The organism is Bergeyella porcorum, from assembly GCF_042427575.1.
GTDB classification, from domain to species: domain Bacteria; phylum Bacteroidota; class Bacteroidia; order Flavobacteriales; family Weeksellaceae; genus Bergeyella; species Bergeyella porcorum.
The window spans coordinates 149,731-173,596 of record NZ_JBHMFD010000013.1 but is presented as its reverse complement, the minus strand read 5'-3'; the positions used below and the strand labels follow the sequence as shown (position 1 = coordinate 173,596).

20 protein-coding genes and 1 other RNA gene are annotated in these 23,866 nt (G+C 39.6%); 8 read left to right on the top strand and 13 right to left on the bottom strand.

Annotated features, from left to right (window positions below):
* Positions 1 to 7: 7 nt before the first annotated feature.
* Positions 8 to 523: a GNAT family N-acetyltransferase gene (locus ACFFUE_RS08900; RefSeq protein WP_376834568.1), complete on the top strand. Its 516-nt coding sequence runs from the start codon at positions 8 to 10 to the stop codon at positions 521 to 523.
* On the opposite strand, the gene ACFFUE_RS08895 is transcribed toward ACFFUE_RS08900, so the two are convergent.
* Positions 520 to 1,308, bottom strand: coding sequence for a hypothetical protein (locus ACFFUE_RS08895; RefSeq protein ID WP_376834565.1), 789 nt, complete (start codon positions 1,306 to 1,308; stop codon positions 520 to 522). The genes ACFFUE_RS08900 and ACFFUE_RS08895 overlap by 4 nt on opposite strands.
* Positions 1,309 to 1,507: 199 nt before the next feature.
* Between ACFFUE_RS08895 and ssrA the strand changes: the two genes are divergently transcribed.
* Positions 1,508 to 1,909: a transfer-messenger RNA gene (gene ssrA / locus ACFFUE_RS08890) on the top strand.
* A 223-nt stretch (positions 1,910 to 2,132) separates the two neighbouring features.
* Here the strand turns inward: ssrA and rny are convergent.
* From rny to rimO, 4 genes are all read right to left on the bottom strand, one after another.
* A complete protein-coding gene (gene rny, locus ACFFUE_RS08885; protein ID WP_376834563.1) occupies positions 2,133 to 3,704 on the bottom strand; it encodes a ribonuclease Y in 1,572 nt (523 codons plus the stop codon).
* A gap of 308 nt (positions 3,705 to 4,012) precedes the next feature.
* Positions 4,013 to 4,300 (bottom strand): cell division protein ZapA, encoded by a 288-nt coding sequence (locus ACFFUE_RS08880; RefSeq protein WP_376834562.1) that lies wholly within the window; start codon positions 4,298 to 4,300, stop codon positions 4,013 to 4,015.
* On the bottom strand, positions 4,300 to 4,602 hold the full coding sequence (locus ACFFUE_RS08875) for a hypothetical protein (RefSeq protein WP_376834559.1): 303 nt from the start codon (positions 4,600 to 4,602) through the stop codon (positions 4,300 to 4,302). Before ACFFUE_RS08875 ends, ACFFUE_RS08880 begins: the two co-directional genes overlap by 1 nt.
* Positions 4,603 to 4,843: 241 nt before the next feature.
* Positions 4,844 to 6,145 (bottom strand): 30S ribosomal protein S12 methylthiotransferase RimO, encoded by a 1,302-nt coding sequence (rimO, locus tag ACFFUE_RS08870; protein ID WP_376834557.1) that lies wholly within the window; start codon positions 6,143 to 6,145, stop codon positions 4,844 to 4,846.
* Positions 6,146 to 6,434: 289 nt separating this feature from the next.
* Between rimO and ACFFUE_RS08865 the strand changes: the two genes are divergently transcribed.
* Both ACFFUE_RS08865 and ACFFUE_RS08860 read left to right on the top strand, forming a co-directional pair.
* Positions 6,435 to 8,693, top strand: coding sequence for an inorganic phosphate transporter (locus ACFFUE_RS08865; protein WP_376834555.1), 2,259 nt, complete (start codon positions 6,435 to 6,437; stop codon positions 8,691 to 8,693).
* Positions 8,694 to 8,810: 117 nt separating this feature from the next.
* Complete coding sequence (locus ACFFUE_RS08860) at positions 8,811 to 10,025, top strand: glycosyltransferase family 4 protein (protein WP_376834553.1); 1,215 nt, start codon at positions 8,811 to 8,813, stop codon at positions 10,023 to 10,025.
* A gap of 386 nt (positions 10,026 to 10,411) precedes the next feature.
* On the opposite strand, the gene prmA is transcribed toward ACFFUE_RS08860, so the two are convergent.
* The 3 genes from prmA to ACFFUE_RS08845 all read right to left on the bottom strand — a co-directional run bounded on the left by prmA (position 10,412) and on the right by ACFFUE_RS08845 (position 12,985).
* A complete protein-coding gene (gene prmA, locus ACFFUE_RS08855) occupies positions 10,412 to 11,236 on the bottom strand; it encodes a 50S ribosomal protein L11 methyltransferase (RefSeq protein WP_376834551.1) in 825 nt (274 codons plus the stop codon).
* Between the two features lie 104 nt (positions 11,237 to 11,340).
* A complete protein-coding gene (tpiA, locus tag ACFFUE_RS08850; protein WP_376834549.1) occupies positions 11,341 to 12,099 on the bottom strand; it encodes a triose-phosphate isomerase in 759 nt (252 codons plus the stop codon).
* Between the two features lie 112 nt (positions 12,100 to 12,211).
* Positions 12,212 to 12,985: a T9SS type A sorting domain-containing protein gene (locus ACFFUE_RS08845; protein WP_376834547.1), complete on the bottom strand. Its 774-nt coding sequence runs from the start codon at positions 12,983 to 12,985 to the stop codon at positions 12,212 to 12,214.
* Between the two features lie 379 nt (positions 12,986 to 13,364).
* On the opposite strand from ACFFUE_RS08845, the gene ACFFUE_RS08840 reads away from it, so the two are divergent.
* Positions 13,365 to 16,358, top strand: coding sequence for a DUF8818 domain-containing protein (locus ACFFUE_RS08840; protein ID WP_376834816.1), 2,994 nt, complete (start codon positions 13,365 to 13,367; stop codon positions 16,356 to 16,358).
* A gap of 149 nt (positions 16,359 to 16,507) precedes the next feature.
* On the top strand, positions 16,508 to 17,491 hold the full coding sequence (dusB, locus tag ACFFUE_RS08835) for a tRNA dihydrouridine synthase DusB (protein ID WP_376834545.1): 984 nt from the start codon (positions 16,508 to 16,510) through the stop codon (positions 17,489 to 17,491).
* Here dusB and ACFFUE_RS08830 read toward each other — a convergent pair.
* On the bottom strand, positions 17,488 to 17,610 hold the full coding sequence (locus ACFFUE_RS08830) for a hypothetical protein (protein WP_376834543.1): 123 nt from the start codon (positions 17,608 to 17,610) through the stop codon (positions 17,488 to 17,490). The two genes, dusB and ACFFUE_RS08830, sit on opposite strands and share 4 nt — an antisense overlap.
* 16 nt (positions 17,611 to 17,626) lie before the next feature.
* Here ACFFUE_RS08830 and ACFFUE_RS08825 point away from each other — a divergent pair, with 16 nt between their 5' ends.
* Together ACFFUE_RS08825 and ACFFUE_RS08820 are read left to right on the top strand one after the other, a co-directional pair.
* Complete coding sequence (locus ACFFUE_RS08825; protein WP_376834541.1) at positions 17,627 to 17,803, top strand: hypothetical protein; 177 nt, start codon at positions 17,627 to 17,629, stop codon at positions 17,801 to 17,803.
* A 304-nt stretch (positions 17,804 to 18,107) separates the two neighbouring features.
* Positions 18,108 to 19,019 (top strand): ABC transporter ATP-binding protein, encoded by a 912-nt coding sequence (locus ACFFUE_RS08820; protein ID WP_376834539.1) that lies wholly within the window; start codon positions 18,108 to 18,110, stop codon positions 19,017 to 19,019.
* Positions 19,020 to 19,089: 70 nt separating this feature from the next.
* On the opposite strand, the gene ACFFUE_RS08815 is transcribed toward ACFFUE_RS08820, so the two are convergent.
* From ACFFUE_RS08815 to ACFFUE_RS08800, 4 genes are all read right to left on the bottom strand, one after another.
* A complete protein-coding gene (locus ACFFUE_RS08815; protein ID WP_376834537.1) occupies positions 19,090 to 19,761 on the bottom strand; it encodes a porin family protein in 672 nt (223 codons plus the stop codon).
* 24 nt (positions 19,762 to 19,785) lie between these two features.
* The gene (sucD, locus tag ACFFUE_RS08810) at positions 19,786 to 20,658 is read right to left on the bottom strand and encodes a succinate--CoA ligase subunit alpha (protein ID WP_327984097.1); all 873 of its coding nucleotides are present in this window, start codon (positions 20,656 to 20,658) and stop codon (positions 19,786 to 19,788) included.
* Between the two features lie 168 nt (positions 20,659 to 20,826).
* A complete protein-coding gene (locus ACFFUE_RS08805) occupies positions 20,827 to 21,381 on the bottom strand; it encodes a hypothetical protein (RefSeq protein WP_376834535.1) in 555 nt (184 codons plus the stop codon).
* A gap of 26 nt (positions 21,382 to 21,407) precedes the next feature.
* Positions 21,408 to 23,792 (bottom strand): TonB-dependent receptor, encoded by a 2,385-nt coding sequence (locus tag ACFFUE_RS08800; protein WP_376834533.1) that lies wholly within the window; start codon positions 23,790 to 23,792, stop codon positions 21,408 to 21,410.
* Between the last annotated feature and the right edge of the window lie 74 nt (positions 23,793 to 23,866).

The window sequence follows — 23,866 nt, the reverse complement described above, 5'->3', positions numbered from 1 at the left end:
AAAAACAATGCGTTTTATTGAAATCCCCACAAAGAACGATTCCCGTACCCATTTGATTTTCAATGCTTATTGTAATGCTTTTCCTGCTGATGAGAGAAGAGATGCTACACAGTTTCAGCAACTTTTTGAAGAAGAAAAAGCTAAAATCATCGCCATTGAATACGAAACCAATATGGTGGGATATCTCATCATTTGGGAATTAAACCACTGTTGTTTTTTGGAACATTTTGAAATTCTCCCTTCTTTCCGTAGTCAGAAGCTAGGAAGCCAAGTCTTAGATTTATTGAAACAACAGTATCATAAAATTGTTTTAGAATCCGAGCCAGCCCACCTTGATGAAATTGCAAAAAAACGCATTGCTTTCTACGAGAGGAATGGTTTTAGCGTTCTAAACGCTGAATACATACAGCCTGCCTACGACTCAAACAAAAACGCCATCAATCTTTGGTTACTCGCTAATTTCCCAATAGAAAACACAAGCGAAATCATTAAAAAAATACACGAAAAAGTATATCATATTTAAGGATTTTTCATTTTTACCTTTGTATCCAAAAACTCCGTAAGTTCCATTTTCAGATAGCCTTCAATGGTCGCAATATTGAAATTGCTATGAAAACTTTTCGCCAGATGATGTTTTTTATCGGTATAGATGATGAACATTTCTAGTTGATACTCGTCCAGACCTTTGGCATAAAAATATTCTTTATTGATGGAAGATTTCACGCGGTCGTAAAATGTCTGTCGGTCTACAAAATCAAAATTTTTAGGTGGTGCAGCCGACTTCTTTATCTGCTTGAAAATGGAACTAACAAGCGGTATGATAGGCAATTGCCCCGCATTATAGTTCGGTGCTAAAACCAAGGTGGAAGGCATCGGATTTTTTGGAAATCCCTTTTCTGGCTTATGTTTCAGAGACATTGCAATGGTGTTTTTAAGGTCTGAAACCTTGGCGGAAGGCTCTAAAATTTTGGTGTCTTTTTTCAAATCTCCCGTGAGTTTCATCTCTATTTTCACTTCTTCTATTTCGTGAAAGCTGGGTTTTAGCTCCACTTTAATATCATCCAATGAGGTTATTTTCAACTGGGTTCTATCGTAACCTTTTTTCACAAATCGGAGTTCATCTCCCACCGAAACCACTAAGCTAAAACGCCCCTCTCTATCAGAGTAAACCTGCTCTTGGCTTCGCATATTCATCACCAAAACAGCATTAGCGGGCGTGGCATCATCTATCAAAACGATACCTGAAATTTGCTGAGCCAAAGCTTTATTAAAAATAAAGAAACAGCACGATAGTAGAATCCATTTCATAGGCTATTATTTTTGTGATAAAATTAAAATTTTGAATCCTTGCTATGGCTTTATAGCTTAGTTTCTCCACGAAATTTATAATAGATTAACTTTTTTTAATGGTTTTTGGCGTTTTAAACCTATTATTTTTGTTAAAGAATAATATTTTGATGCAATTTGGAATGATTTTTTCTTATCTTTGCAACCTTACTACAACATTGGGGCTGACCGGTTTCGACAGCAAGACCAATGGGTAAGTAAGCATGCAGAGAACCGTAGCGCGATCTCTTTAATCCCTTGCTACAAAGTTTTAACTGGCAACGAAGAGTATGCTCTTGCTGCTTAGTCTGAAGTATAGTAGGACAGGCGTTTTTCCCGAAGTATAGTAAGGAAACAAGATGTCTCACCAGAGTTCTGTTCTGCGACGCTGGAGTCTGAGGCATAGGAAATGCGGAAATAAGCCTTGGCTAGCTTTGAGCTAAGGTCGAAAATCTAAAAAAGCTAAGTTGTAGATTGGGTGTTTGTTCTCTGTCTGCAAACGAAAATTAAAAACAAAATAAGCATGTAGAAAGCTTGCGTATTGCTTGTTTGGACGAGGGTTCGAATCCCTCCAGCTCCACCAATAATACTAATTAACAATTAGTTACAACGAAGAGGGACTAAATTAGGGACTATCAATTTAGTTCCTTTTTGTTTTCAGTATTTCTAATAATAAGAATTATGCTACACTCAGAAAAAGAATTTGAAGTAAAAAAATAGAAGCATTAAATTATAATCTCTCTTTTAGAAACAAAAAGTGGCTTGCTAATAAAGCAAACCACTTTCATATTTTATTTTAAGGTGAGTTATCTCGCGATATTCACGGCTCTGGTTTCTCGGATTACCGTTACCCTTACTTGCCCTGGATAGGTGAGTTCATTCTGGATTTTCTCCGAAATGTCGTAAGATAATTGTGCTGATTGCTCATCATTTACCTTGCCACTTTCCACCATCACGCGAAGCTCTCTACCTGCCTGAATGGCATACGCACTAGATACCCCATCAAAGCTCAATGCAGCGGCTTCTAAGTCTTTCAATCTTTGGATATAAGACTCTAGCATTTGGCGTCTTGCCCCTGGTCTAGCCCCAGAAATACCATCTGCCACTTGGATAATTGGTGAGAGTAGAGAGGTCATTTCAATCTCATCGTGGTGGGCTCCAATGGCATTGATAACCTCTGGATGCTCTCCATATTTTTCTGCCCATTGCATACCGAGAAGGGCGTGTGGCAATTCGGATTCTTGCTCTGGTACTTTTCCTATATCGTGGAGTAAACCAGCTCTCTTGGCTAGCTTAACATTGAGCCCGAGCTCTGCCGCCATTGTTGCAGCAATATTTGCCACCTCACGGGAGTGTTGCAAGAGGTTTTGCCCATAAGATGAACGGTATTTCATTCGTCCTACGATTTTCAGTAGCTCTGGATGTAGCCCGTGGATGCCCAAATCAATAATGGTTCTTTTTCCTACTTCTATAATTTCCTCCTCAATTTGTTTTCTGGTTTTTTCTACCACTTCCTCTATCCTTGCAGGGTGAATTCTACCATCGGTTACCAAGCGGTGCAGGGACAATCTAGCAATTTCTCTACGCACAGGGTCGAAACAAGAGAGAAGGATAGCTTCTGGAGTATCGTCAACAATGATTTCTACACCTGTTGCGGCTTCTAATGCACGGATATTTCTACCTTCTCTACCGATGATACGCCCTTTGATTTCATCAGATTCAATATTAAATACCGATACCGAATTTTCTATTGCTTGCTCAGTTCCAATCCTTTGAATAGTCTGAATTACAATCTTTCTAGCCTCGTTTTTAGCATTCATCTGAGCTTCCTCCATAATGCTTTGTACATGAGCTTGAGCCCTAGTTTTAGCTTCGGCTTTCATTGCTTCCACCAATTCTGCTTTGGCTTCCTCTGCGGTATAGCCAGAGATTTTTTCAAGGATTTCTACTTTTTGATTGGTAATCGTTTCGAGTTCGTGTTGTTTTTTCTCTAAGATTTCCGTTTTTTTGGCATAATCGGCAATTTGCTTGTCCAAATCTTTTTCAAGTTTGCCCGTTTTGCTTAGTTCATCATTCAGTTTGTGTTCTTTGTCTTTGATTCTTTTTTCAGCATCATTCATTTTCTTCTCACGAGCCTGAATATCTGCATCGTGCTGAGCTTTTAGCTCTAAGAATTTTTCTTTTGCTTGAAGTTGTTTCTCTTTCTTGATGCTTTCTGCCTGTACAGAGGCTTTTTCTATAAGATTATCGGCGTTTTTCTTAGCATCGTCCAATATGAATTTTGCCTTGGAGTTCAGTGAACTTTTGGAAAAAAACATTCCCAAAACAGCTCCTATCATCACGCCTAATATTCCTAAAATAATTGCGGTTGTTGTCATATATTCTATCTTCTTTTTTTCTTTCTTTATGTGTTAGAATGTACCAGATTGTTCATCAATCATACATTCCTACCGTAGTCTTTCCCCTTTTCTCTTTCTTCCTTTGTCTTTTCAATAAAAAAAACCTACAACAATTCTGAGATTGAGAGTAAACTCCTAATCAACACGATTTGAACTGATTTCTACGGTCTGTAATCCACGCAAGGTGGCACGCCATTCCGCAGACATTTGCTCGGTAATTGTTTAGCGTTGAGTTTACCTGTAATGTGTTAGAACTATTGTAGGCAATATGATGTATGGTGGGAAAATTATTTTTCCCAATCTTCCAAAAGTTGCTGCAATTGCTTTACGCGGTCATTGGAAGCATTGATATTTCTTTCATTATTCAAAGCAAAAACTTCTGCATTGGTTCCCAGCTTCAAGGCACACATCGCCAAGGCATCTTGCTTATCTCGGATGTCAAAATTGGCTTCAAAATCCTTTATCATTGCCTCAATCTGCTTTCCCACTTTCCTCAGCGTTTCTTCCTCAGCAGCGGGTACATTGAGAGGGTAGGTTCTACCAGCGATATTGATTGTAATTCTTCTTATATCCATCACAAGCCGCTATTTTGAAGTTGGGCAATACACGCATCTACCTCTTTTATCAATCGGTTGATATGGTTTTTCATCAGCCGATTATGCTCTGGGTTGCCAGATATTGCAGATTGAAGTTTTATATTTTTTTGCTCTTCTACTAATTCCTGATTTTTTTTTCTTTCCACATCGTACTTCTGCTTCATTGCTTCAAAGTCTTGGGATAGGCTTAGATATTCCTCTTTTAGGTTCTGATATTCTTTTTTGAGCATCAGAATCTTCTTTTCCAATTGAGAAAAATTGCTATCGAGTTCTTTGAGCATTTCAGGCTTAATTCTAACTTATGCAAAAATATAAAAAATTAATTTGAAAAAAGTGAAAATGGCGTTTTAATTTTATATTAAAATCAATAAAAAAAGATGAAACGCATACGAATCATCTTTAAATCATTTGTTTTCAAAGTATTAAAACATTACAATTAAATCTTTTACTCAGCTCATTACTTAGTTCAAAATTGCGGAGTAGATTTCCAGTAAAACTTTTTTTCTACTGCATCATCAGAGTTTACACCAATTCGCCATACAAATCAAACTCCTCGGCTGAGGTGATTTTCACATTGGCAAACTCTCCGATAGAGATATAGGTGTTCTCGGCTGGTATCAGTACGGTGTTGTCTACATCGGGTGAGTCAAACTCGGTACGTCCTACGAAATAGTTGCCTTCTTTTCTGTCGAATATACAACGGAATACCTTCCCTATTTTTTCTTGATTTTTCTCCCACGAAATTTGCGATTGCAATGCCATAATCTCTTCTACACGGGCTTCTTTTACCTCTTGTGGCACATCATCTTCTAAGTCGTAAGCCGTGGTATTTTCTTCGTGTGAATAGGTAAAGCATCCCAAGCGATCAAAGCGTTGCTCACTTACCCAGTCTTTTAATTCTTGAAAACGCTCTTCGGTTTCGCCTGGATAACCTACTATCAAAGTGGTACGAATGGCCATATCGGGTACTTTTTCACGGAATTTTGCTAAAAGTGCATCGGTTTTTTCGTGTGTAGTACCTCTTTTCATCGATTTTAGAATCTCTGTATTGATGTGTTGCAACGGAATATCGATATAGTTGCACACCTTAGGCTCTTCTTTGATGATTTCTAAAACATCTTCTGGAAATCCTGTAGGGAAGGCGTAATGCAATCTTATCCACTCGATGCCATCTACCTTTACAAGGGCTTTTAGCAAATCGCCTAAAGCTCTTCTTTTGTAAATATCCAAACCGTAGTAAGTAAGGTCTTGAGCAATGAGAATGAGCTCCTTCGTGCCGCTTTTGGCTAATTTTTCGGCTTCTTTCACTAGGTTTTCAATCGGTTGAGAAATATGCCCACCACGCATCAACGGGATGGCACAAAACGAACACGGACGGTCGCATCCTTCTGAAATCTTTAGATAAGCATAGTGTTTGGGCGTGGTGGTCAATCGCTCGCCTACCAGCTCGTGCTTATAGTCTGCACCGAGGTGCTTGAGCAAAATAGGCAAATCCCGCGTGCCGAAATATTGGTCTACATCAGGTATTTCCTTTATCAAATCTGGTTTGTATCGCTCGGATAGGCATCCGGTAACAAATACCTTTTCTATCTCGCCGCGTTTTTTAGCCTCTACGGCATCTAATATGGTGTTGACAGATTCTTCTTTAGCATTGTCGATAAATCCGCAGGTATTAATCACGACAATATCTCCACGCTTTTCGTGTACTACTTCTTTGCCATTGGCTTTGAGTTGCCCCATAAGTACTTCGGAGTCGTAAACATTTTTAGAACATCCTAAAGTAATCACATTGATTTTTTTCTTTCCTGTGGATTTTGTACGCATAATATTTAGATTTAAATGAAGGATTTTCTCCTAATAATTTTGAATCGGCAAATTTAGGAAAATAGTTTGTGTTTTAGAGCTTATTAAAATTTTATATAGACTAAACGCACGAAATTATAATTTAAGAGTGTTGATTCTAAAATCGGAGAACCCTTCAAGTCTCAATATAACCTACAATGCCTAAACATTAACTCTTTTTTACATCCTCACACTTCTTAGATTAACTTTTATTAACATTCATAAAACTATCCCTATAATCTTGTAAATTTGAAGAAAACTAAATTACAGTATGGACTTTTTTATTTTCGTGATAGGGATTTTGCTCCTTTTGGCAGCAATAGACCTCATTGTAGGTGTTAGTAACGATGCGGTTAATTTTCTTAACTCCGCTATTGGCTCTCGGGTGGCTTCGTACCGCACCATCATTCTCATTGCCGTAGCAGGGATTATCATCGGTTCGGTATTTTCCAGCGGTATTATGGAGATTGCAAGAAAGGGGGTGTTCTATCCTCAGCATTTCACTTTTGAAGTTATTCTCATTGTTTTTCTTGCGGTAATGCTCACGGATATTGTTCTTTTGGACATATTCAATAGTTTGGGATTGCCCACCTCTACCACCGTTTCCATTATTTTTGAGCTTTTAGGGTCTTCTCTAATGGCGGGAATTCTTTTTTCCATCGCAAAAAATGAAAGCATCAATGATATTTGGAAATACATCAATTTTGAAAGCACCCATAATATTGTTTCGGGGATATTCCTCTCCGTGCTTATCGCCTTTACGGCAGGGGCAATGGTGCAGTATTTTTGCAGATTATTGTTTACCTTTCAAATCGAAGATAAACTAAACAAAATAGGAGCACCATTTTCTGGAGCGGGGATTACCTCTATTGTTTATTTCCTATTGATTAAAGGGCTGAAAGGTACTACCATTCTCACCAAAGAAACTTCTCAATGGATTGTGGACAATACTTGGGCAATTCTATGTGCTATTTTTGTGGTTTCTACCCTCATCTTACTGGTGCTGCAAAGAACGATGAAAGTAAACCCAATGAAAATAGTGGTATTGGCGGGGACCTTCTCTTTGGCAATGGCATTTGCTGGGAACGACTTGGTCAATTTCATCGGTGTGCCTATTACGGGGTTATTGGCTTATCAAAACTGGTCGGCATCGGGGATTCCAGCTAATGAATATTATATGGATTATCTGGTGGGAAATGATGTGATAGTACCCAACTATATGCTTCTGATTTCTGGGGTTATTATGGGACTTACGATTTGGTTCAGTGCAAAAGCCAAAAAAGTAACCGAAACCGAAGTAAGCCTTGGAAGACAAGATGAGGGCGATGAGCGTTTTAAACCCAATGCTGTTTCCCGAAGCATTGTCAACTCTTCTCTTACTTTTAGTAAAATATTTGGTATTATCATTCCTACATCGCTTACCCAGCGATACAATACGAGTTTTGAAAAGAAAAAACTGAAAGAAGCTACCATTACGCAAGACGCTCCCGCTTTTGATTTGCTGAGAGCTTCGGTTAATTTGGTTATTGCATCTATTATCATCGCTTGGGCAACCTCCAATAAACTACCTCTTTCTACTACTTATGTGTCATTTATGGTGGCAATGGGTAGCTCCCTAGCAGATAAGGCGTGGGGCAGAGAGAGTGCCGTGTATCGTGTTGCTGGGGTACTTTCGGTAATTGGTGGATGGTTCATCACCGCATTGATAGCCTTTTCGGTATCTTCCATTTTTGCTTTAATTCTTTACAAAGGAGGGCAAACGGGTACTATTATCCTTACCACAATAGTTTTTGCGTATCTCATTGTTTCTCACATTAGATTTAGCCAAAAGGAAAAGAAATCTAAAAAGAATAAAGACCGTCTGAAAGTCTTGGAAAACGAAGATATGAATACCGTACAAAAATACCAATCTCTGGTAAGTGGTGCCGTATCCGAAATAGCTACAAGCTATAATATGATTCTGAATGGACTCATCAGTGGGGATATTGCAAAATTGGAATTGGCAAACAAAACCCTTTTAGATTTGGAAGAGCATAGCTATAACCTCAGAAACAACAGCATCCGATATCTGAAATCTCTACAAATGAATGATAAGCAAACGGCACAGGCAATCGTTTTGAGTAGTGATTTCATCCAAGACCTTACCCAATCTACAAAGTTCCTAAGTGATGAGGCATTGTTCTACATCAAAAACCTTCACACCATTACCGATAAGGATTTTTTGAAAGATTTGGAAAAACTCAATCATAAAATGGAGTATTTCTTCAATCTGATATTGGTTTCCCTAGAACAGACAGAACACGAGGATTTTGAAAACATTCGCAAAGAACGCAATAAGGTGAGAAGTTTCATTAATGACAATTTGGATTTACAAATTTTCAACATCAATAAAGAGAAACCAAGTACCAAAGAAGGCGTATTGCAGACCAATGTATTCTTGCAAAGTAGGGACATCCAAGCGGTACTTACCCGAATTTCTAAAATGTACCTGAAACTCTACGAAGAAAGAATGCCGAAAACCATCAAATAATTCCCAAAAAAACATCAGCAAAACTTTACCAAGGAAAGACAACTTTGGTAAAGTTTTTTTCATTATCCCGAGAGAAGCGTTCATCTGCATATCTTCGGAAAAGTTTATTTTTGTGGTATGAATCACGCCATTATCATTGGAACTGTGTTTCCAGAACCCAACTCCACCGCTGCGGGCACCAGAATGCTCCAGCTCATCAAGCTTCTGCAAGACCATCACTATCAGATTACCTTTTTCTCCACAGCCAATCCATCTGATTTCAGTTTTGACTTAGCTACGCTTAATGTTCAGATGAAGCATACACTGCTCAATGACGCTTCCTTTGATAAGGATATCCAAAATATCAATCCCCAATTGGTGATTTTTGACCGATTCACCATCGAAGAACAATTTGGATGGAGGGTTTCCAAGGCTTGCCCCGATGCCATCACCATTTTAGACACCGAAGATTTGCACTTTCTGCGGAAGGCAAGGGAAAACGCCTATAAACAACGAAGAGAATTAATCCCTACCGATTTGATTTCCGAGGTGTTCAAACGAGAATTGGCATCCATCCACCGTTGTGACCTTTCCCTCATCATTTCCGAGTATGAAATGAACCTTCTCACATCACAATTTAAAATCAATCCCGATATTCTGTTTTATCTCCCCTTATTTTCAGAAAATTCCTCCTCCAAACTTCCCTTCGCTGAAAGAAAACATTTCATCAGCATCGGCAATTTCCTCCACGAACCCAATTGGCAAACGGTATTAAAACTGAAAGAGCTGTGGCAAAGCATTCACAAAGCCCTTCCACAAGCCGAGCTGCACATCTACGGTGCCTATCCTCCACCGAAAGCCCTACAACTGCACAATGAGAGGGAGAAATTCCTCATCAAGGGAAGAGCCGAAAGCGTGGAAGAGGTTTTCTCCAAGGCGAGAGTCCTCCTTGCTCCTATCCCGTTTGGTGCTGGCATCAAGGGAAAACTATTAGATGCTATGCAATATGGGCTTCCCAGCGTAACCTCTACCATTGGGGCAGAAGGAATGCACAACCAGCTAAACTGGAATGGCTATATAGAAGATGAAATGCCCAATTTCACCGAAAAAGCCATCTTACTCTATTCCGATGAAAATCTATGGAACACCGCACAGAGTAAAGGCTTTAGCATCATCAAAAAGCGTTTCCTAAAAGACAATTTTAGTAAGTCTTTTTCAGAGAAAATCTATCATTTGAGAAACCAACTGCCCGCCCATCGGTTAAACAACTTTTGGGGACAAATATTGCAGCATCATACCCTGCAAAGCTCCAAATATATGGGAAAATGGATTGAAGAAAAGAATAAAAAATAACTTCAAATCCTCCTAAAATGAAATCCTTACATCTAAAATAAACAAGAAGACCTCTCAAATGAACAGGAAGACAACTCAAATGAGTAAGAAGACAACTCAAATGAACGAGAAGACAACTCAAATGAGCAAGAAGACAACTCAAATGAACGAGAAGACAACTCAAATGAGCAAGAAGACAACTCAAATGAACAAGAAGACCTCTCAAATAAACAAGAAGACAACTCAAATGAACGAGAAGACAACTCAAATGAGCAAGAAGACAACTTAAATGAGTAAGAAGACAACTCAAATGAACGAGAAGACAACTCAAATGAGCAAGAAGACAACTTAAATGAGTAAGAAGACAACTCAAATGAGCAAGAAGACCTCTCAAATAAACAACCTTCTTACTCCAAAAGCAAACTCATCCATTCTTCGCGTTGTTGCTTGTTTTTAAGGGTTAATCCGTGCTTGTGGCAAACCTCCAAAATATCCTCCACATCAAAGAAACACAACCCTGAAAGCAACAACTGCCCACCTTTATTCAGCACCGAAACATAAGTTGGAATATCAGAAATAAGAATATTACGATTGATATTCGCCAAAATAATATCAAACTTTTCAGAACCTAAATTCTCCGCAGTCCCCTGGGCAATATCCAGCTCTACGCCATTTCTGACAGCATTTTCTTGGGAATTTTCCACCGACCACTCATCAATATCTATCGCCACAGTACGCCCCGCACCTCTTTGTTTAGCAAAAATTGCCAAAACTGAAGTGCCACATCCCATATCCAAAACCGTTTTATCCTGAAAATCCATCTCCAGCATTTGCTGTATCATCAGATGCGTAGTAGGATGATGCCCCGTCCCAAAAGACATCTTAGGCTGAATGATAATCTCGTGCAAGTGGGGCTGTGCCTCGTGAAACTCGGCTCTTATCAGCACTTTATCTTCTACATTAATGGGCGAGAAGTTTTTTTCCCACTCTTCATTCCAGTTGATATTAGGCATCTCTTGGTAAGAATACGCAATCTGAACTTCCTCGTTATTAAAAACATAAAGCGACTTCATAGCCTCTTCATCAAAGAGTTCCTTTTGGATATAGCCTAAAATCCCATCGTGTTCTTCCGTAAAACTATCAAATCCTACCTCTATCAGCTCTGCCATTAGGATTTCGCTCCAAGGCTGTACCGGATTGATTTTAAAACTGAATTCTAAATAATTTTGCATAGGGCAAAGGTAAGTTTTTTCAAGTCAAGATTTAGAATTGAGGAAAAAAATCCATCAAAAAAAAGCGAGCAAAATTTCGCTCGCTTTTGGGTTGTTATGATAGCTTAATTAAACGCTTCAATAATCTTAGAGAAGTCTTCCACCTTTAAGGCTGCACCTCCTATGAGACCGCCATCAATGTCAGGTTGAGAAAAAATCTCTTTTGCATTTTCTGGCTTCACAGAGCCACCATAGAGAATGGAGACCTCATCTGCCACCTCTTTGCCGTATTTCGCTGCGATAAGTCCGCGGATATGAGCGTGGATTTCCTGGGCTTGCTCTGGCGTAGCTGTCTCTCCTGTTCCAATCGCCCAAACTGGCTCATAAGCAATCACTACTTTTTTTATCTCCTCCGCAGAAAGCGTAAAAAGAGCCGTTTCCGTTTGGTTTTTCACCACTTCCAGATGTTGATTGGCTTTTCTTTGTTCCAATGTTTCTCCGTTGCAGTAGATAGGCGTCAATCCTTTATCTAATGCTGCTTTTACTTTTCTGTTGCAATGAGAATCCGTTTCTCCGTGGTATTGTCTTCTCTCAGAATGCCCGATGATAGCACCATTAGCACCTACAGAAGCAATCATATCCACAGAAATTTCCCCCGTGTAGGCACCACTCTGATGCTCGCTTACATCTTGGGTATAAATTTCTATTTTACTTCCTTTAGCCATCTCTACAGCTGATGCGGTAAATAGTGCTGGTGGAGCAATGTATACCTCGCAATTGGTAGTATTGGCATCAAGATAATTTTTCAGTTCTTCTACTAAAGCTTTTGCAGACTGGGCATCTTTGTTCATTTTCCAGTTTCCTGCTACGATATTTTTTCTCATAAAAATGTTAATTAAAAACTCTTAAAATTCCCTTCAAAGGTAGTAAATAAAAAAAGACCTTCAAAGTTTTTCACTCCGAAAGTCTTTTCAATAGTTATATTATGGCTTCAAATTATTTTTTAACAACTTTCTTGCTAAATTTAGCACCACCGTTATCTACCACTACAATATACACGCCTTTTACTAGACCTTGCATATTGACAGTATCATTGTTTGAAACTCTGTTAGAAGATACCAATTTCCCTTCAGCAGAATATACATTCAATGTCACTCTTTCAGAGGTTTGTACTCTAAGAACATCATCCACCACAGTATTAAATTTTACTGTGTTTTCTAATGTTTTAGCATCTGCTACACTTAAAGTTCCTTTTTCATAAACAGAGAAACTATCAAATGATGACACCCCTGTTCTATAAGCCCTTACTGCTACATCTAATGATGTAGCACCTGTACCTGCTGGCATTTCTACAGTATGAAAAGTCCATTCTGAAGCTAAAGGTAAATATTTATTATTCGTTCTGAAAGGGTCCGTATCAGCCTTAGGCGTAGTATAAACAGCGTTTCCAGCATTGTTTTTGTAAACACTCCAAAGTCTAGTACTACTATCAGAACCCGCCTTATACCAAAAAGAAATCACATAAGTCTTTCCTTCTGTAACAGGTACATTCTGATAAAATCCAGTAGTAGCAGAAGGCGTGTCATAAGTAGCATAGTTAGCACCAGACTGCGCTCCATCTGTGGCAATAGTTGGTGCTGTATAACTAGAAGTTGTTCCAGCAGCCCAAGGAGCTAATCCACTCTCAAAACCTGGGTTAGTAAGGAGTTCTTGTGCATTTGCAGTCAAACCAAGAGCGATTGCCGCCACCAAAGAATAAAATTTCTTCATAATCTTAAATTTTAATTGTTAAACTTATTTCGCTTACAAAGATAAGAACTCTTATTTTTTTTCACAAGTTTATATAATATGAGATATATTAAGTTTTGTTAATTTTCGTTATGTAACTTTGCGACACATTTTTTTTGAGGTGAAATTTTATTGGTTCAAAGGTTGGTTTATTCTTACGCTCTTGCTTTCTCTTTTGGGAAAAGCACAGATATTTTCGTGGAAAAACCCTCATCTCTCCAAAGACTCCTTAGATAAAGACAGCCTTATCGCTTCTAAAATCAATAAAGCGGTTTTTCTAAGAGACACCTTGGATTTCATCAGTTTGCATAATAAGCCCATTACAGACGAACGGGTTTTAGCTAAAAACGATAAACAAAAAATGCTGGGCGACCTGCATTCTAAAGGTTCCATCATCCGAGGCGTTACCTTCGGCAACCAGCAAGGCTCTGCCGTTCGCAGTTCTATGGATATGCAAATCTCTGGAAAGCTATCGCCAGACATCAGTATTTTAGCTTCTATATCAGATCACAATCTGCCCATTCAAGCCGATGGTTATACCCAAACATTGGAAGAGTTTGACAAAATCTACATTCAACTCAACATCAAAAAACATTCAATTCTCCGAGCTGGGCATCTGGATTTAAACGATGATAAAACCTACTTCGGAAGGTTCCAAAGGCGAAGTATGGGGCTGCAGTTTCAGACCACTCTGGGAGAGAAAAACACCACCTTTGTAGATGTTTCAGCAGGGGTGGCACGCAGTGAATTTCATAGGATAAGATTCCAAGGGGTGGAAGGCAACCAAGGCCCTTACCGCCTCAATGGTAAAAATGGTGAACAGTTTATCACCATTCTATCAGGTTCGGAGCAGGTGTTTATCGATGGCGTTCTGATGAAACGGGGCGAAAACCTAGATTACACCATCAATTACAACACGGGAGAGATTTCATTCACCAGTTTTAGACCTATTTACAAGCAGAATTTTATTACCATTTCGTATAACTATACCAACCGAAACTATTCCCGATTTTTGGTAACGGGCAACCTGCAACATCGCCGCGAGCGTCTGAATATCGGGCTAAATTGGTTTTTAGAAAGTGATAATAAAAATATGCCCATTGCCATCAACCTCAGCAAAGAAGATGAGCAAATATTGGCGAATGCTGGCAATAATCCTAATCTAATGCTGGCACCATCAGAAATTCTTACAGCGTACGATGTCAATAAGATTCTGTACCGAAAAGTAACTTCGCCCAATGGCGATTTCTATGAATTTTCCACAGACCAAAATGAAACGCTATACCAAGTAAGTTTTACCTACCTAGGACAAGGGCAAGGCGATTACAGACTAACGCAATCTACCAACAATGGACGAGTATTTGAATATGTAGGCAGTGGCTTGGGAGACTATTCCCCATTGAGGAAACTGTCTTCTCCTCAGAAATCGCAAGTGATATCTTCCAACATAGAATACCGCCTAAACGAAGGCAAAATAGGGGCGGATATTTCCCTGAGCAACTACGACATCAACCTTTTTTCATCCAAAGACAATGCCCAAAACATCGGCTATGCAGGGCGGATTTTCGGAACTAAAACTTTCAAAAACCACCAATGGAAAGGCACGCCAAGTTTTGAATATCAGTACATCCACCGCCAGTTTCATATTTTGGACAGAATTAATGATGTAGAATTTGCCAGAGATTTTAATTTACTTCAGGAATTTAACCATCGAACGCAAAATCGTTTCACTTTTAGTTTTTTAAATCAGTGGAGCGAACGGGCATTTCTCAATTACAAACTGAATTTTCTCAGCGAAGAGCAGTTCTACAAAGGTTTTAAAAACGATTTAGACTTTGGCTGGAAAAAAGGAAAACTAAACACCTCTGGGAAACTATCTTACCTTAATACCAAAGGCAATACCGAAGACACCAAATTTATCCGCGGAAACCTTACCAACGAATGGCAAAGACCTAAAGGCAGCTGGGCAATAGGCGGAAGTATGGAACACAATGAAAGACTCTACAATAGCACTCAGCAGTATGATGTTTCTAGCTTTAGTTGGAAGGAAATGTTTGTACAGAAAACCATTGGCGACTCCACCCGAACCCAACTGATGACTAAACTATACTATCGTGATAATGATTCCATCCGCAATAATCAAATGGCGAATATGAACCACATCTTAGGTTTCGTAGCTCAAAGCCAAATGATTAAAACCGAAAAAACACAGCTCAGTGCCTTGCTTCATTATCGTAAATTTTTCTACGAAAACCAAGAAACGCAAAACAATCAGGATTTTGTGGTGGGAAATCTCGTATATCAGCAGCAATTATTTCGTAATGGGCTGCGTTTCCAAGGGTTTTATGAACTCGGAAACGGGCAAGAAGCTCAGCGAGAGTTTCAGTACCTACGCGTAACCGATGGACAAGGCGTCTATAAATGGACAGACTACAATGGTGACGGCATCCAGCAATTGGACGAGTTTGAAGTTGCCGAATATATGGACTTAGCCCAATACATCAGAGTATATACCAATACGGTACGCTACCTCCCTTCTAATAAAAACAAACTTCAGCTGGCATTATTCATCAATCCTTCCGTTGTACTGAGCTCAGACAATGGTTTTCTGAAACGATGGAATTTTAACCTCTCCCTACTCTCGCAAAACTCATATCTGAAAGGCGAAAAAGTTTTAGCCTTCAACCCTTTTGAAAAAAACGAACATCAGATTTTGAAAAACCAATCCATTTTGGCTTCCGCTCAGTTCAATGCCTCAGAGCAATCGGGATGGAATGGCAATTACCGCTTCACAGCTACGGACAACCTCATCAATGCCAATTTCAGCAATGAGGAAAGCTCCAGAAAAGCTCATTTTATCAACATCGGCTACCGAATGACCTCTGCCTTACGCACCGATTGGCAAAACACCCTCTCGGAGGTGAAAAATTCCTCCCAAATGTTTACCACCAGAAACTATCACCTGAGCATCTTTGAGACCCGCCCGAAAGTAACTTATCAGCTAAGCCCCGCCATACAAGCGGAGTTTTCATCAGCGTTCCGCAATAAGAATAGAACCGATGGCGAGGAACAGCTCCAAGCCTTAGAACTCACAGGCAACCTGCAATGGGAAAGACAAAAAACCTCCATTAGGGGTAGTTTTTCCTTTATCAACAATCAGTTTACTGGAAATAATTTCTCCATCGTGGGCAATCAAATGCTGGACGGGCTAAGACCAGGGAAAAACCAAGTGTGGAGCTTATTTTTACAGCAAAACCTAAGCTCATTCCTCATCTTGAACATCAACTACGAGGGCAGAAACTCGGGCGAACGCACCATACACATCGGTTCCGTTCAATTAAAAGCTAGTTTTTAGAGGTATCATTCAAAATCCCTTGAAATGATTTCAAATATCTAAAATTATCTTTTCTATATCCACTTTTTTATCTCTTTCAACGCCATTGATACCTCACATTTTCAATCCTAAAATCCTCTAATTCTTTAATCTTTCAATATCTTTGCCGTATGGTAAAAATTGGAAACATAGAATTGCCAGATTTTCCGCTGTTACTAGCACCTATGGAAGATGTGAGCGACCCACCCTTTCGCCGATTGTGCAAGATGCACGGGGCAGACCTAATGTACTCGGAGTTTATCTCGTCCGAAGGACTGATACGAGACGCCATCAAATCCCGAAAAAAGCTAGACATCTTTGATTATGAAAGACCCGTGGGGATTCAAATCTTTGGCGGGGATGAAGAAGCAATGGCAATGTCTGCAAAAATCGTAGAAACGGTAGAACCCGACTTGGTAGACATCAATTTTGGATGCCCCGTGAAGAAAGTCGTTTGCAAAGGGGCTGGTGCTGGCGTCCTAAAAGATATAGACCTAATGGTACTCCTTACCAAAGCCGTGGTGCAATCTACACATCTCCCTGTAACGGTAAAAACCCGCCTTGGCTGGGATACCGATAGCATTAATATAGACGAAGTAGCAGAACGCCTGCAAGAAGTAGGCATCAAAGCCCTTACTATACACGCTAGAACCCGCTCACAAATGTATAAAGGGGAAGCAGATTGGGAACATATCTCCAGAGTTAAGAGCAATCCGAATATAGAAATCCCTATCTTTGGCAATGGCGATGTAGATTCTCCAGAAAAAGCCTTAGAATACCGCCAAAAATACCAATGCGATGGCATTATGATAGGCAGAGGAGCCATAGGATATCCTTGGGTCTTCAATGAAATAAAACATTTTTTCCAAACAGGAGAACTACTGCCCAAACCTACACTAGAAGACCGCCTAAATGCCGTACGCCAGCACGCAGAATGGAGTACCGAATGGAAAGGTGAGCGTGTAGGGCTTATAGAAATGCGACAGCATTATAGCAACTACTTCCGTGGAGTGCCTCATTTCAAGGAATACCGAAAACAATTCTTAGAAATCTTCACTTTGGAGGAGATGGATGCCCTTATCGACAAAATAAAGTCTGCAGATTTTAATTTTTAACGCTTAGACTTCTTATCAGAGTTATCAGAACTCCTATTGCGGTAAGAAGTACCCCACCTCTGTCCCATAGAAATCTTATTTTGCCTAATGGAAATGATATTCAGGCAAAAAGTAATCATATTTGGGTATATAAAAATGATATTTGGGCATTTAGAAATGATATTCAGGCGTACAGAAATAACATTCGGGCGTGCAGAAATGATATTCGGGCGTACAGAAATGGCATTCGGACATAAAAAAATGGCATTCGGGCATATAAAAATGATATTTGGTCGTGTAGAAATGGCATTCAGGCGTGCAGAAATCAATTAATTGTGCTGTTGCTTCATTTCTACGAATGGTTTATCAATTTAATTATGCAAATAATAAAAATCATTTAACGGGAATATCAAGAAAATTGGCATTGAGAAGAAAAATCACCGACCTTTTATCTTAAAAATATGGCTTTTATCCATTTATCTCTCCCCTAAAAAGAAGACCTTGCCCCGCACGGAAATAAAAAATAACCAAAAGGCAAACTATTTTAGTGTTTGGACTTAAAATCTTAATTTCAAACCCAAAAACAGAGCCAGTAAACCTAAAAATTTGTAATTTAGACCCCAAAATAGTGAATAAAATGCTAAAAGCTGAACATATACAGAAAACCTATAATGCTGGGAAGAAAATTGCCCTGCAAGATTTTAGTATAGAAGTACCCCAAGGCTCTATCTATGGGCTATTAGGCCCTAATGGTGCTGGGAAAACCTCGTTTATTAGGATTATTAACCAAATCACCAAGCCTGATGCTGGAGAAATCTTCATCAATGGGGAAAAACTAAGTCCGCATCACATCAAAACCATAGGCTATATGCCCGAAGAACGAGGCTTGTATAAAAATATGACGGTGGGCGACCAGCTCCTTTACTTCGGAGAACTGAAAGGTATGAGCCATAACGATGCCTTGCAGCAGGCGAAATATTGGTTTGAGCAGTTGAACATAGACCAATGGTGGAAAAAGAAAATCTCTGAGCTCTCCAAAGGAATGGCACAGAAGATTCAGTTTGTAGTAACGGTATTGCACCGCCCCAAACTGCTGATTTTAGATGAACCGTTCTCTGGCTTTGACCCCGTGAATGCCAACCTCATCAAAGACCAAATCATCCGTCTGAAAAATGAAGGCACCACCATCATCCTCTCTACCCATAGGATGGAAAGTGTGGAGGAAATGTGTGACTATGTGGCACTTATCAACAACGCTAAGAAGGTATTAGACGGCAAAGTCTTTGAGGTGCGAGAGCAGTTTAAGAAAAATATTTTCTCCATCACTTTGGCGAATACCGATATGGCGATGTTTGAAAACTTTAAGGCGAGGAAGGGCATCAGCACATTCCAATATCAAAACGGATTGCTCTCCTTTGAAATTCAAAACGACAACGACCAAAAAACTCTGCTCCAAGAGCTTTTGGAACTGGGCAATATCCGCACCTTTAATGAGAAAATCCCAAGTATGAACGAGGTTTTCATCAAAGCAGTGGAAGGCAACGCATAAATCATAAAAAAAAACGAGAAGCACCGAAGTACTTCTCGTTTTTATTTAGTTTTTATATCTAATCTTAGTTTTAATCAAAGATATAAGTAAGACCTACACCCATTACCTGTGTAGATTTCTTTTTCTCTGCATTCGGATCTCCTGTATAAGACTCCGCCATATTAGGATAAGTATTAGAGATGCCTAAATCATATCTTGCAGTAAGTTCTAGTTTTCTCTTATAGCTATATCCCAAGCCTATTCCTACACCAAAATTAAAGCCTGCAGCCTTTCCATTGAGCCCTGGTCTTGCGGCATCGCCTTCTATTTTATAAACATCTCTGGAAGGGTTGGTTACTTTTTGATTAACCAAGAAATTAAACCTTGGCCCTACCATACCGAAGAATTCAGACTCTGCTTCAGAGAAGTAACCTTTGAAATAGATAGGTACACTGATGTAGTTATCAACATACATTGCATTGTATCCTCTACTCGTAGGAGCTAAACCTTTTTCTTTCCCAGATTCTCCTCCACCATAGTAAACCACCTCTGGCTGGATGTAAAATTGGTCATTTCTATCCACAGGAATCAAAGCCATTACCCCCGCTTGGAATGTATGTCTAGGCCCTGATGGATTGTGAGCATTTTGCACTCGGGAATAATTGTATCCTCCTAATACCCCGAAACGCGTAGAGCTAAAATCCACCTGTGCAGATAGCGATAATGAGGCTAATATTGAAACTCCTAATAGTATTTTTTTCATTCTTGTATTACTTGTGTTTATTAATTATCCTAGAATTTTAGCAACAGTAGCACCTATATCTGCTGGAGAATCTACTACATTGATTCCATTCTCTCTCATAATAGCCATTTTAGCTTGTGCGGTATCTTCAGCACCACCTACAATAGCCCCAGCGTGTCCCATTGTTCTCCCTTTTGGAGCGGTTTGCCCAGCGATGAATCCTACTACTGGTTTTGTAGAGCCACTTGCCTTATACCATCTTGCTGCTTCTGCTTCTAAGGAACCACCGATTTCTCCAATCATCACTACTGCATCAGTCTCTGGGTCGTTGATGAATAATTCCAAAGCTTCTTTGGTAGTCGTTCCAATGATTGGGTCTCCACCAATACCAATAGCCGTAGATACACCATATCCTGCTCTCACCACTTGGTCTGCTGCTTCGTAAGTTAAAGTTCCAGATTTAGAAACGATCCCTACTTTTCCTTTTTTGAATACAAATCCTGGCATAATACCAATTTTCGCTTCCTCAGAAGTGATGATTCCTGGGCAGTTTGGCCCAATCAAACGGCAGTCTTTATCTGCGATATAATCTTTTACTTTCACCATATCAGCAACTGGGATTCCTTCCGTAATGGCCACAATTACCTTAATTCCCGCGTCTGCTGCTTCCATAATAGCATCTGCTGCAAACGCTGGCGGTACGAAAATAATAGAAACATTAGCTCCTGCTTTCTCTACTGCGTCTGCCACAGTATTGAATACAGGCTTCCCAAGATGCTCTGTTCCACCTTTACCTGGAGTTACACCTCCCACTACATTGGTACCATATTCAATCATTTGCCCTGCGTGGAAAGTTCCTTCGTTACCTGTAAAACCTTGTACGATTACTTTAGAATCTTTGTTTACTAATACTGACATATCTGTTTTGTTTTAATTAAAATTTTAATTGGTGCGAATTTAAGATTTTTTTTTCAAATCTGCTTTACTTTATTGGGAATATTTTGAAACTCAAAAGAAGTAAACCTGCTACACCAAAAAGAGATGCCCAAAATGGACATCTCTTCTATTATAATCATTCATTAGGAATTATTCTATGGTGATTAGAGCATTGAGGTCTGTCTCTCCACCTGTTACACTTCCTTGTTGATTGGTTTCTGAAGGACTATTTTGATTCACCGTAGTTGGCTTATGATAAAGCTTAATGTTCACTTTTGCACTTGACGGAGCTGTTGCCACTGTCCAAACGGTTTTCACTCCCAGTTTGTTACCATCTGTTCTTACTTCATCTGTAGCAGCTCGGGTTACATTGACCTCTACCCCTGCAAATTCGTAGGTGATAAAATGTTCATCTTTATCCGCTACTATTTCACTAAGTATGCTATCATAATGGTCATCGTGAGCGTGGAAAAAATCCAAAGACACATTGTAGATTTTTCCGTTTTCTAAAACGATGTCTCCATCTGCTACCCCGCCGATATAGCTGATAACTTGCTCTGCACCTGAGCCCTGCTCTACCAATCTTACTGTCATTTTTTCAACACCTTCGTGCTCGTGGATATCCTCTGGCGTATCATTATCTCTACAAGAGAATACCAATAACGAAGCGAACAACACTAAGAATAGTTTAAATAAATTTTTCATTGTTTTAAAGATTTTTTTGTTAATGATTAAAATTTGTAATTAAAAGTTAGAATTAAATTTCTACCTAATTCTGGTGCGAAAAACCTCAATCGGTTGAGATAATCGCGGTATTCTGTATTAAAAATATTATTGATTTTGAAATTAACACTCAGGTTTTGGAGCAAATCTACCCCAGCACCTGCGTGAAAAACACTATACCCTGCTGGCGGCGTACTGACATCTAAGGTCTTGGTAACCACGCTTCCATTTTCTATCATCGTGAGTCCGATGTTTCGTATCGGATAGCGGTTTTGTTTCAGCACGGTTTCATTTTCTAATCTTATATACAACTTAGACTTAGGAATCACTGTCCATTCTATTGCATTTTTAAACTGAGCAGGCATCATTAAAATCAATGGTTCGTGATGTTTTACATCATCACCTCGCAAAGTGCTAAACCGCGAGTTCCATTTCATATTCTGATGGATTTTCAGTTCTACATCTGCATCTAATCCCCAAATCCTTGCTCTGGTCTGCTGATAATTCCATATCATAAAAACCCCTCGGTTGGTATTCTCTACCCCCACAGGCAATTGATTGATGAAATTATCCGAAAACATTATATAAGGATTCACCTCCCATTGCAATCCTGCTAAAACATCTAGCTCTGCCTTTACCGACAATGTTGCTTGGTAAACCTCTTCCTTTCTTAGGCTAAGGTCGCCTTGCTCTATGATGGAAGCCGAATGATGCAAGCCATCTGCAAAGAGCTCCGCTGCATTGGGTGTCCTACTGGCACGCGAAAGATTGAGTTTCACATTCCAATGCTGAGAGGGCTGATAGGCAACCCCTGCATTGAGGGAAATATTATGAAAATTGAACACGGGTCTGGTGAGGATTCTACTACCACTTCTACTCACCTCAAACTGAGGAAATATGGTAGCATAACGCCTTTCCCAATCGGTGTTATCATAATATTTATACGCATCGTAACGATTAAAATCATAGCGTATGCCAGCTTCGGTTTTCCAACGAGCATTGGGCTGATAGCTCAATACGGAATAAACCCCAGCATCATACCGCTTATAGTCGGGAATCAAACGCCGTACTTCGGTAGCGGGATTGGGAAAATTATTCTGAAATGTTCCCAAAATACCACTTTCCAATTGCCATTGTTCCCGTTCTATAAGGTGTTCTAGCTTTGCCTGATGCGTGGTAAGCCTTAAATCCATTGAGGCTTTACCATTGAGTTCCCCTCTTCTGATATCGTACTCTTTACGGTGGTTATCCTGAAACGCATATTGGAACGACAGTTTCCCCAAGCTGAAGAAACGCTTATAGGCTTCTATTTTTGCCAGATGATGGCTTACCTCTTGTTTAGGATTATTGATTTTATACGAAAAATTATCCCAATAAGCCGAAGCACCTCCCATCATAGCATTGTAAAAGTCCTCTGGACCTCCCAGATGCGAGCCCGTGAAAATTCCAAAATTCTGATTAACACCGCTATAACTCACTTCAAATCCCTGAGTAAATGCACGATGCCCAAAGGAAAAATGAAACGAATTTTCCTCTGCCCCTGTATTTTGCAAGGTATGTTTTGGAATTGCCAAATCGCCCAACTTCTGATAAGTTCCCATTGTTTTTACAAACCAACGGTTCTCCCAAGTTTTAGCGAGATTTACCCCCAGTTTAGCTCCTCGTCCATTGGAAATCTCAGAAAGAGAGATGCCTCCCACAAGGGAATCTCGTGCTGGGAACAGCTTCGGTTCTAAAACAATAACGCCGCCCACAGCATCGCCACTGTACTTCAGCACCCCCGAACCTTTGATAACGCTAATGCGTTCAAAAGCCGTAGGTTCTACACTAGGTGCGTGTTCTACTCCCCATTCTTGCTCCGCCATCTTCACCCCATCATTGATGATGGAAACCCTGCTGCCGTATAGTCCGTGGATAATGGGCTTGGTGATGTTATTCCCTGTCTTCATAGAAGATACTCCAGAGGCGTTGGACAAAAAATTGCCCAAGTTTTCCGTTGCATTTCTATCCATCCATTTTCTATCCAAAGTGATAATAACCACACTTCCCGAAGGCTTTTTAGTTCCTCGCAAAGCAACCGTTTCTATTTCCTCTATATGATGCTCCAATGAGATGTTCAGATAAAGGTCTTTGTCCACTTTTAACTCTTGGGAAAAATCATCGCACGCCGAGTGAGACACCACCAGCGTGTACTGCCCCGCTTCCACAGATGGCAATACAAATTGCCCTTTTTCATCTGATAGCGTAGTACGGTTTCCTAATTTTACTTTTGCATTTTTCAGCAATGTTTTATCGTGAAAATCCTGAACCACCCCATAGATTTTAAAGGTATTTTGTGCAGACAAGATGGTAATTCCTAATATTAAGAATAGGAAATTGAGCGTTAATTTCATTTAATATAATTAATAACAGAAATTATTCTGAAAAAGAAAAATTCAGAATGATGGATTAATAGTGAGGTATAATA

Coding starts and splice junctions, on each gene's coding strand:
- ACFFUE_RS08900 (WP_376834568.1), top strand. CDS start 8: ATGCGTTTTATTGAAATCCCCACAAAGAACGATTCCCGTACCCATTTG.
- rimO (WP_376834557.1), bottom strand. CDS start 6,145: ATGCGTACAAAATCCACAGGAAAGAAAAAAATCAATGTGATTACTTTA.
- ACFFUE_RS08880 (WP_376834562.1), bottom strand. CDS start 4,300: ATGGATATAAGAAGAATTACAATCAATATCGCTGGTAGAACCTACCCT.
- ACFFUE_RS08895 (WP_376834565.1), bottom strand. CDS start 1,308: ATGAAATGGATTCTACTATCGTGCTGTTTCTTTATTTTTAATAAAGCT.
- rny (WP_376834563.1), bottom strand. CDS start 3,704: ATGACAACAACCGCAATTATTTTAGGAATATTAGGCGTGATGATAGGA.
- sucD (WP_327984097.1), bottom strand. CDS start 20,658: ATGTCAGTATTAGTAAACAAAGATTCTAAAGTAATCGTACAAGGTTTT.
- ACFFUE_RS08805 (WP_376834535.1), bottom strand. CDS start 21,381: ATGAAAAATTTATTTAAACTATTCTTAGTGTTGTTCGCTTCGTTATTG.
- ACFFUE_RS08830 (WP_376834543.1), bottom strand. CDS start 17,610: ATGATTACTTTTTGCCTGAATATCATTTCCATTAGGCAAAATAAGATT.
- ACFFUE_RS08845 (WP_376834547.1), bottom strand. CDS start 12,985: ATGAAGAAATTTTATTCTTTGGTGGCGGCAATCGCTCTTGGTTTGACT.
- ACFFUE_RS08815 (WP_376834537.1), bottom strand. CDS start 19,761: ATGAAAAAAATACTATTAGGAGTTTCAATATTAGCCTCATTATCGCTA.
- ACFFUE_RS08825 (WP_376834541.1), top strand. CDS start 17,627: ATGATATTTGGGCATTTAGAAATGATATTCAGGCGTACAGAAATAACA.
- ACFFUE_RS08820 (WP_376834539.1), top strand. CDS start 18,108: ATGCTAAAAGCTGAACATATACAGAAAACCTATAATGCTGGGAAGAAA.
- ACFFUE_RS08865 (WP_376834555.1), top strand. CDS start 6,435: ATGGACTTTTTTATTTTCGTGATAGGGATTTTGCTCCTTTTGGCAGCA.
- ACFFUE_RS08800 (WP_376834533.1), bottom strand. CDS start 23,792: ATGAAATTAACGCTCAATTTCCTATTCTTAATATTAGGAATTACCATC.
- prmA (WP_376834551.1), bottom strand. CDS start 11,236: ATGCAAAATTATTTAGAATTCAGTTTTAAAATCAATCCGGTACAGCCT.
- tpiA (WP_376834549.1), bottom strand. CDS start 12,099: ATGAGAAAAAATATCGTAGCAGGAAACTGGAAAATGAACAAAGATGCC.
- ACFFUE_RS08875 (WP_376834559.1), bottom strand. CDS start 4,602: ATGCTCAAAGAACTCGATAGCAATTTTTCTCAATTGGAAAAGAAGATT.
- ACFFUE_RS08840 (WP_376834816.1), top strand. CDS start 13,365: ATGCTGGGCGACCTGCATTCTAAAGGTTCCATCATCCGAGGCGTTACC.
- dusB (WP_376834545.1), top strand. CDS start 16,508: ATGGTAAAAATTGGAAACATAGAATTGCCAGATTTTCCGCTGTTACTA.
- ACFFUE_RS08860 (WP_376834553.1), top strand. CDS start 8,811: ATGAATCACGCCATTATCATTGGAACTGTGTTTCCAGAACCCAACTCC.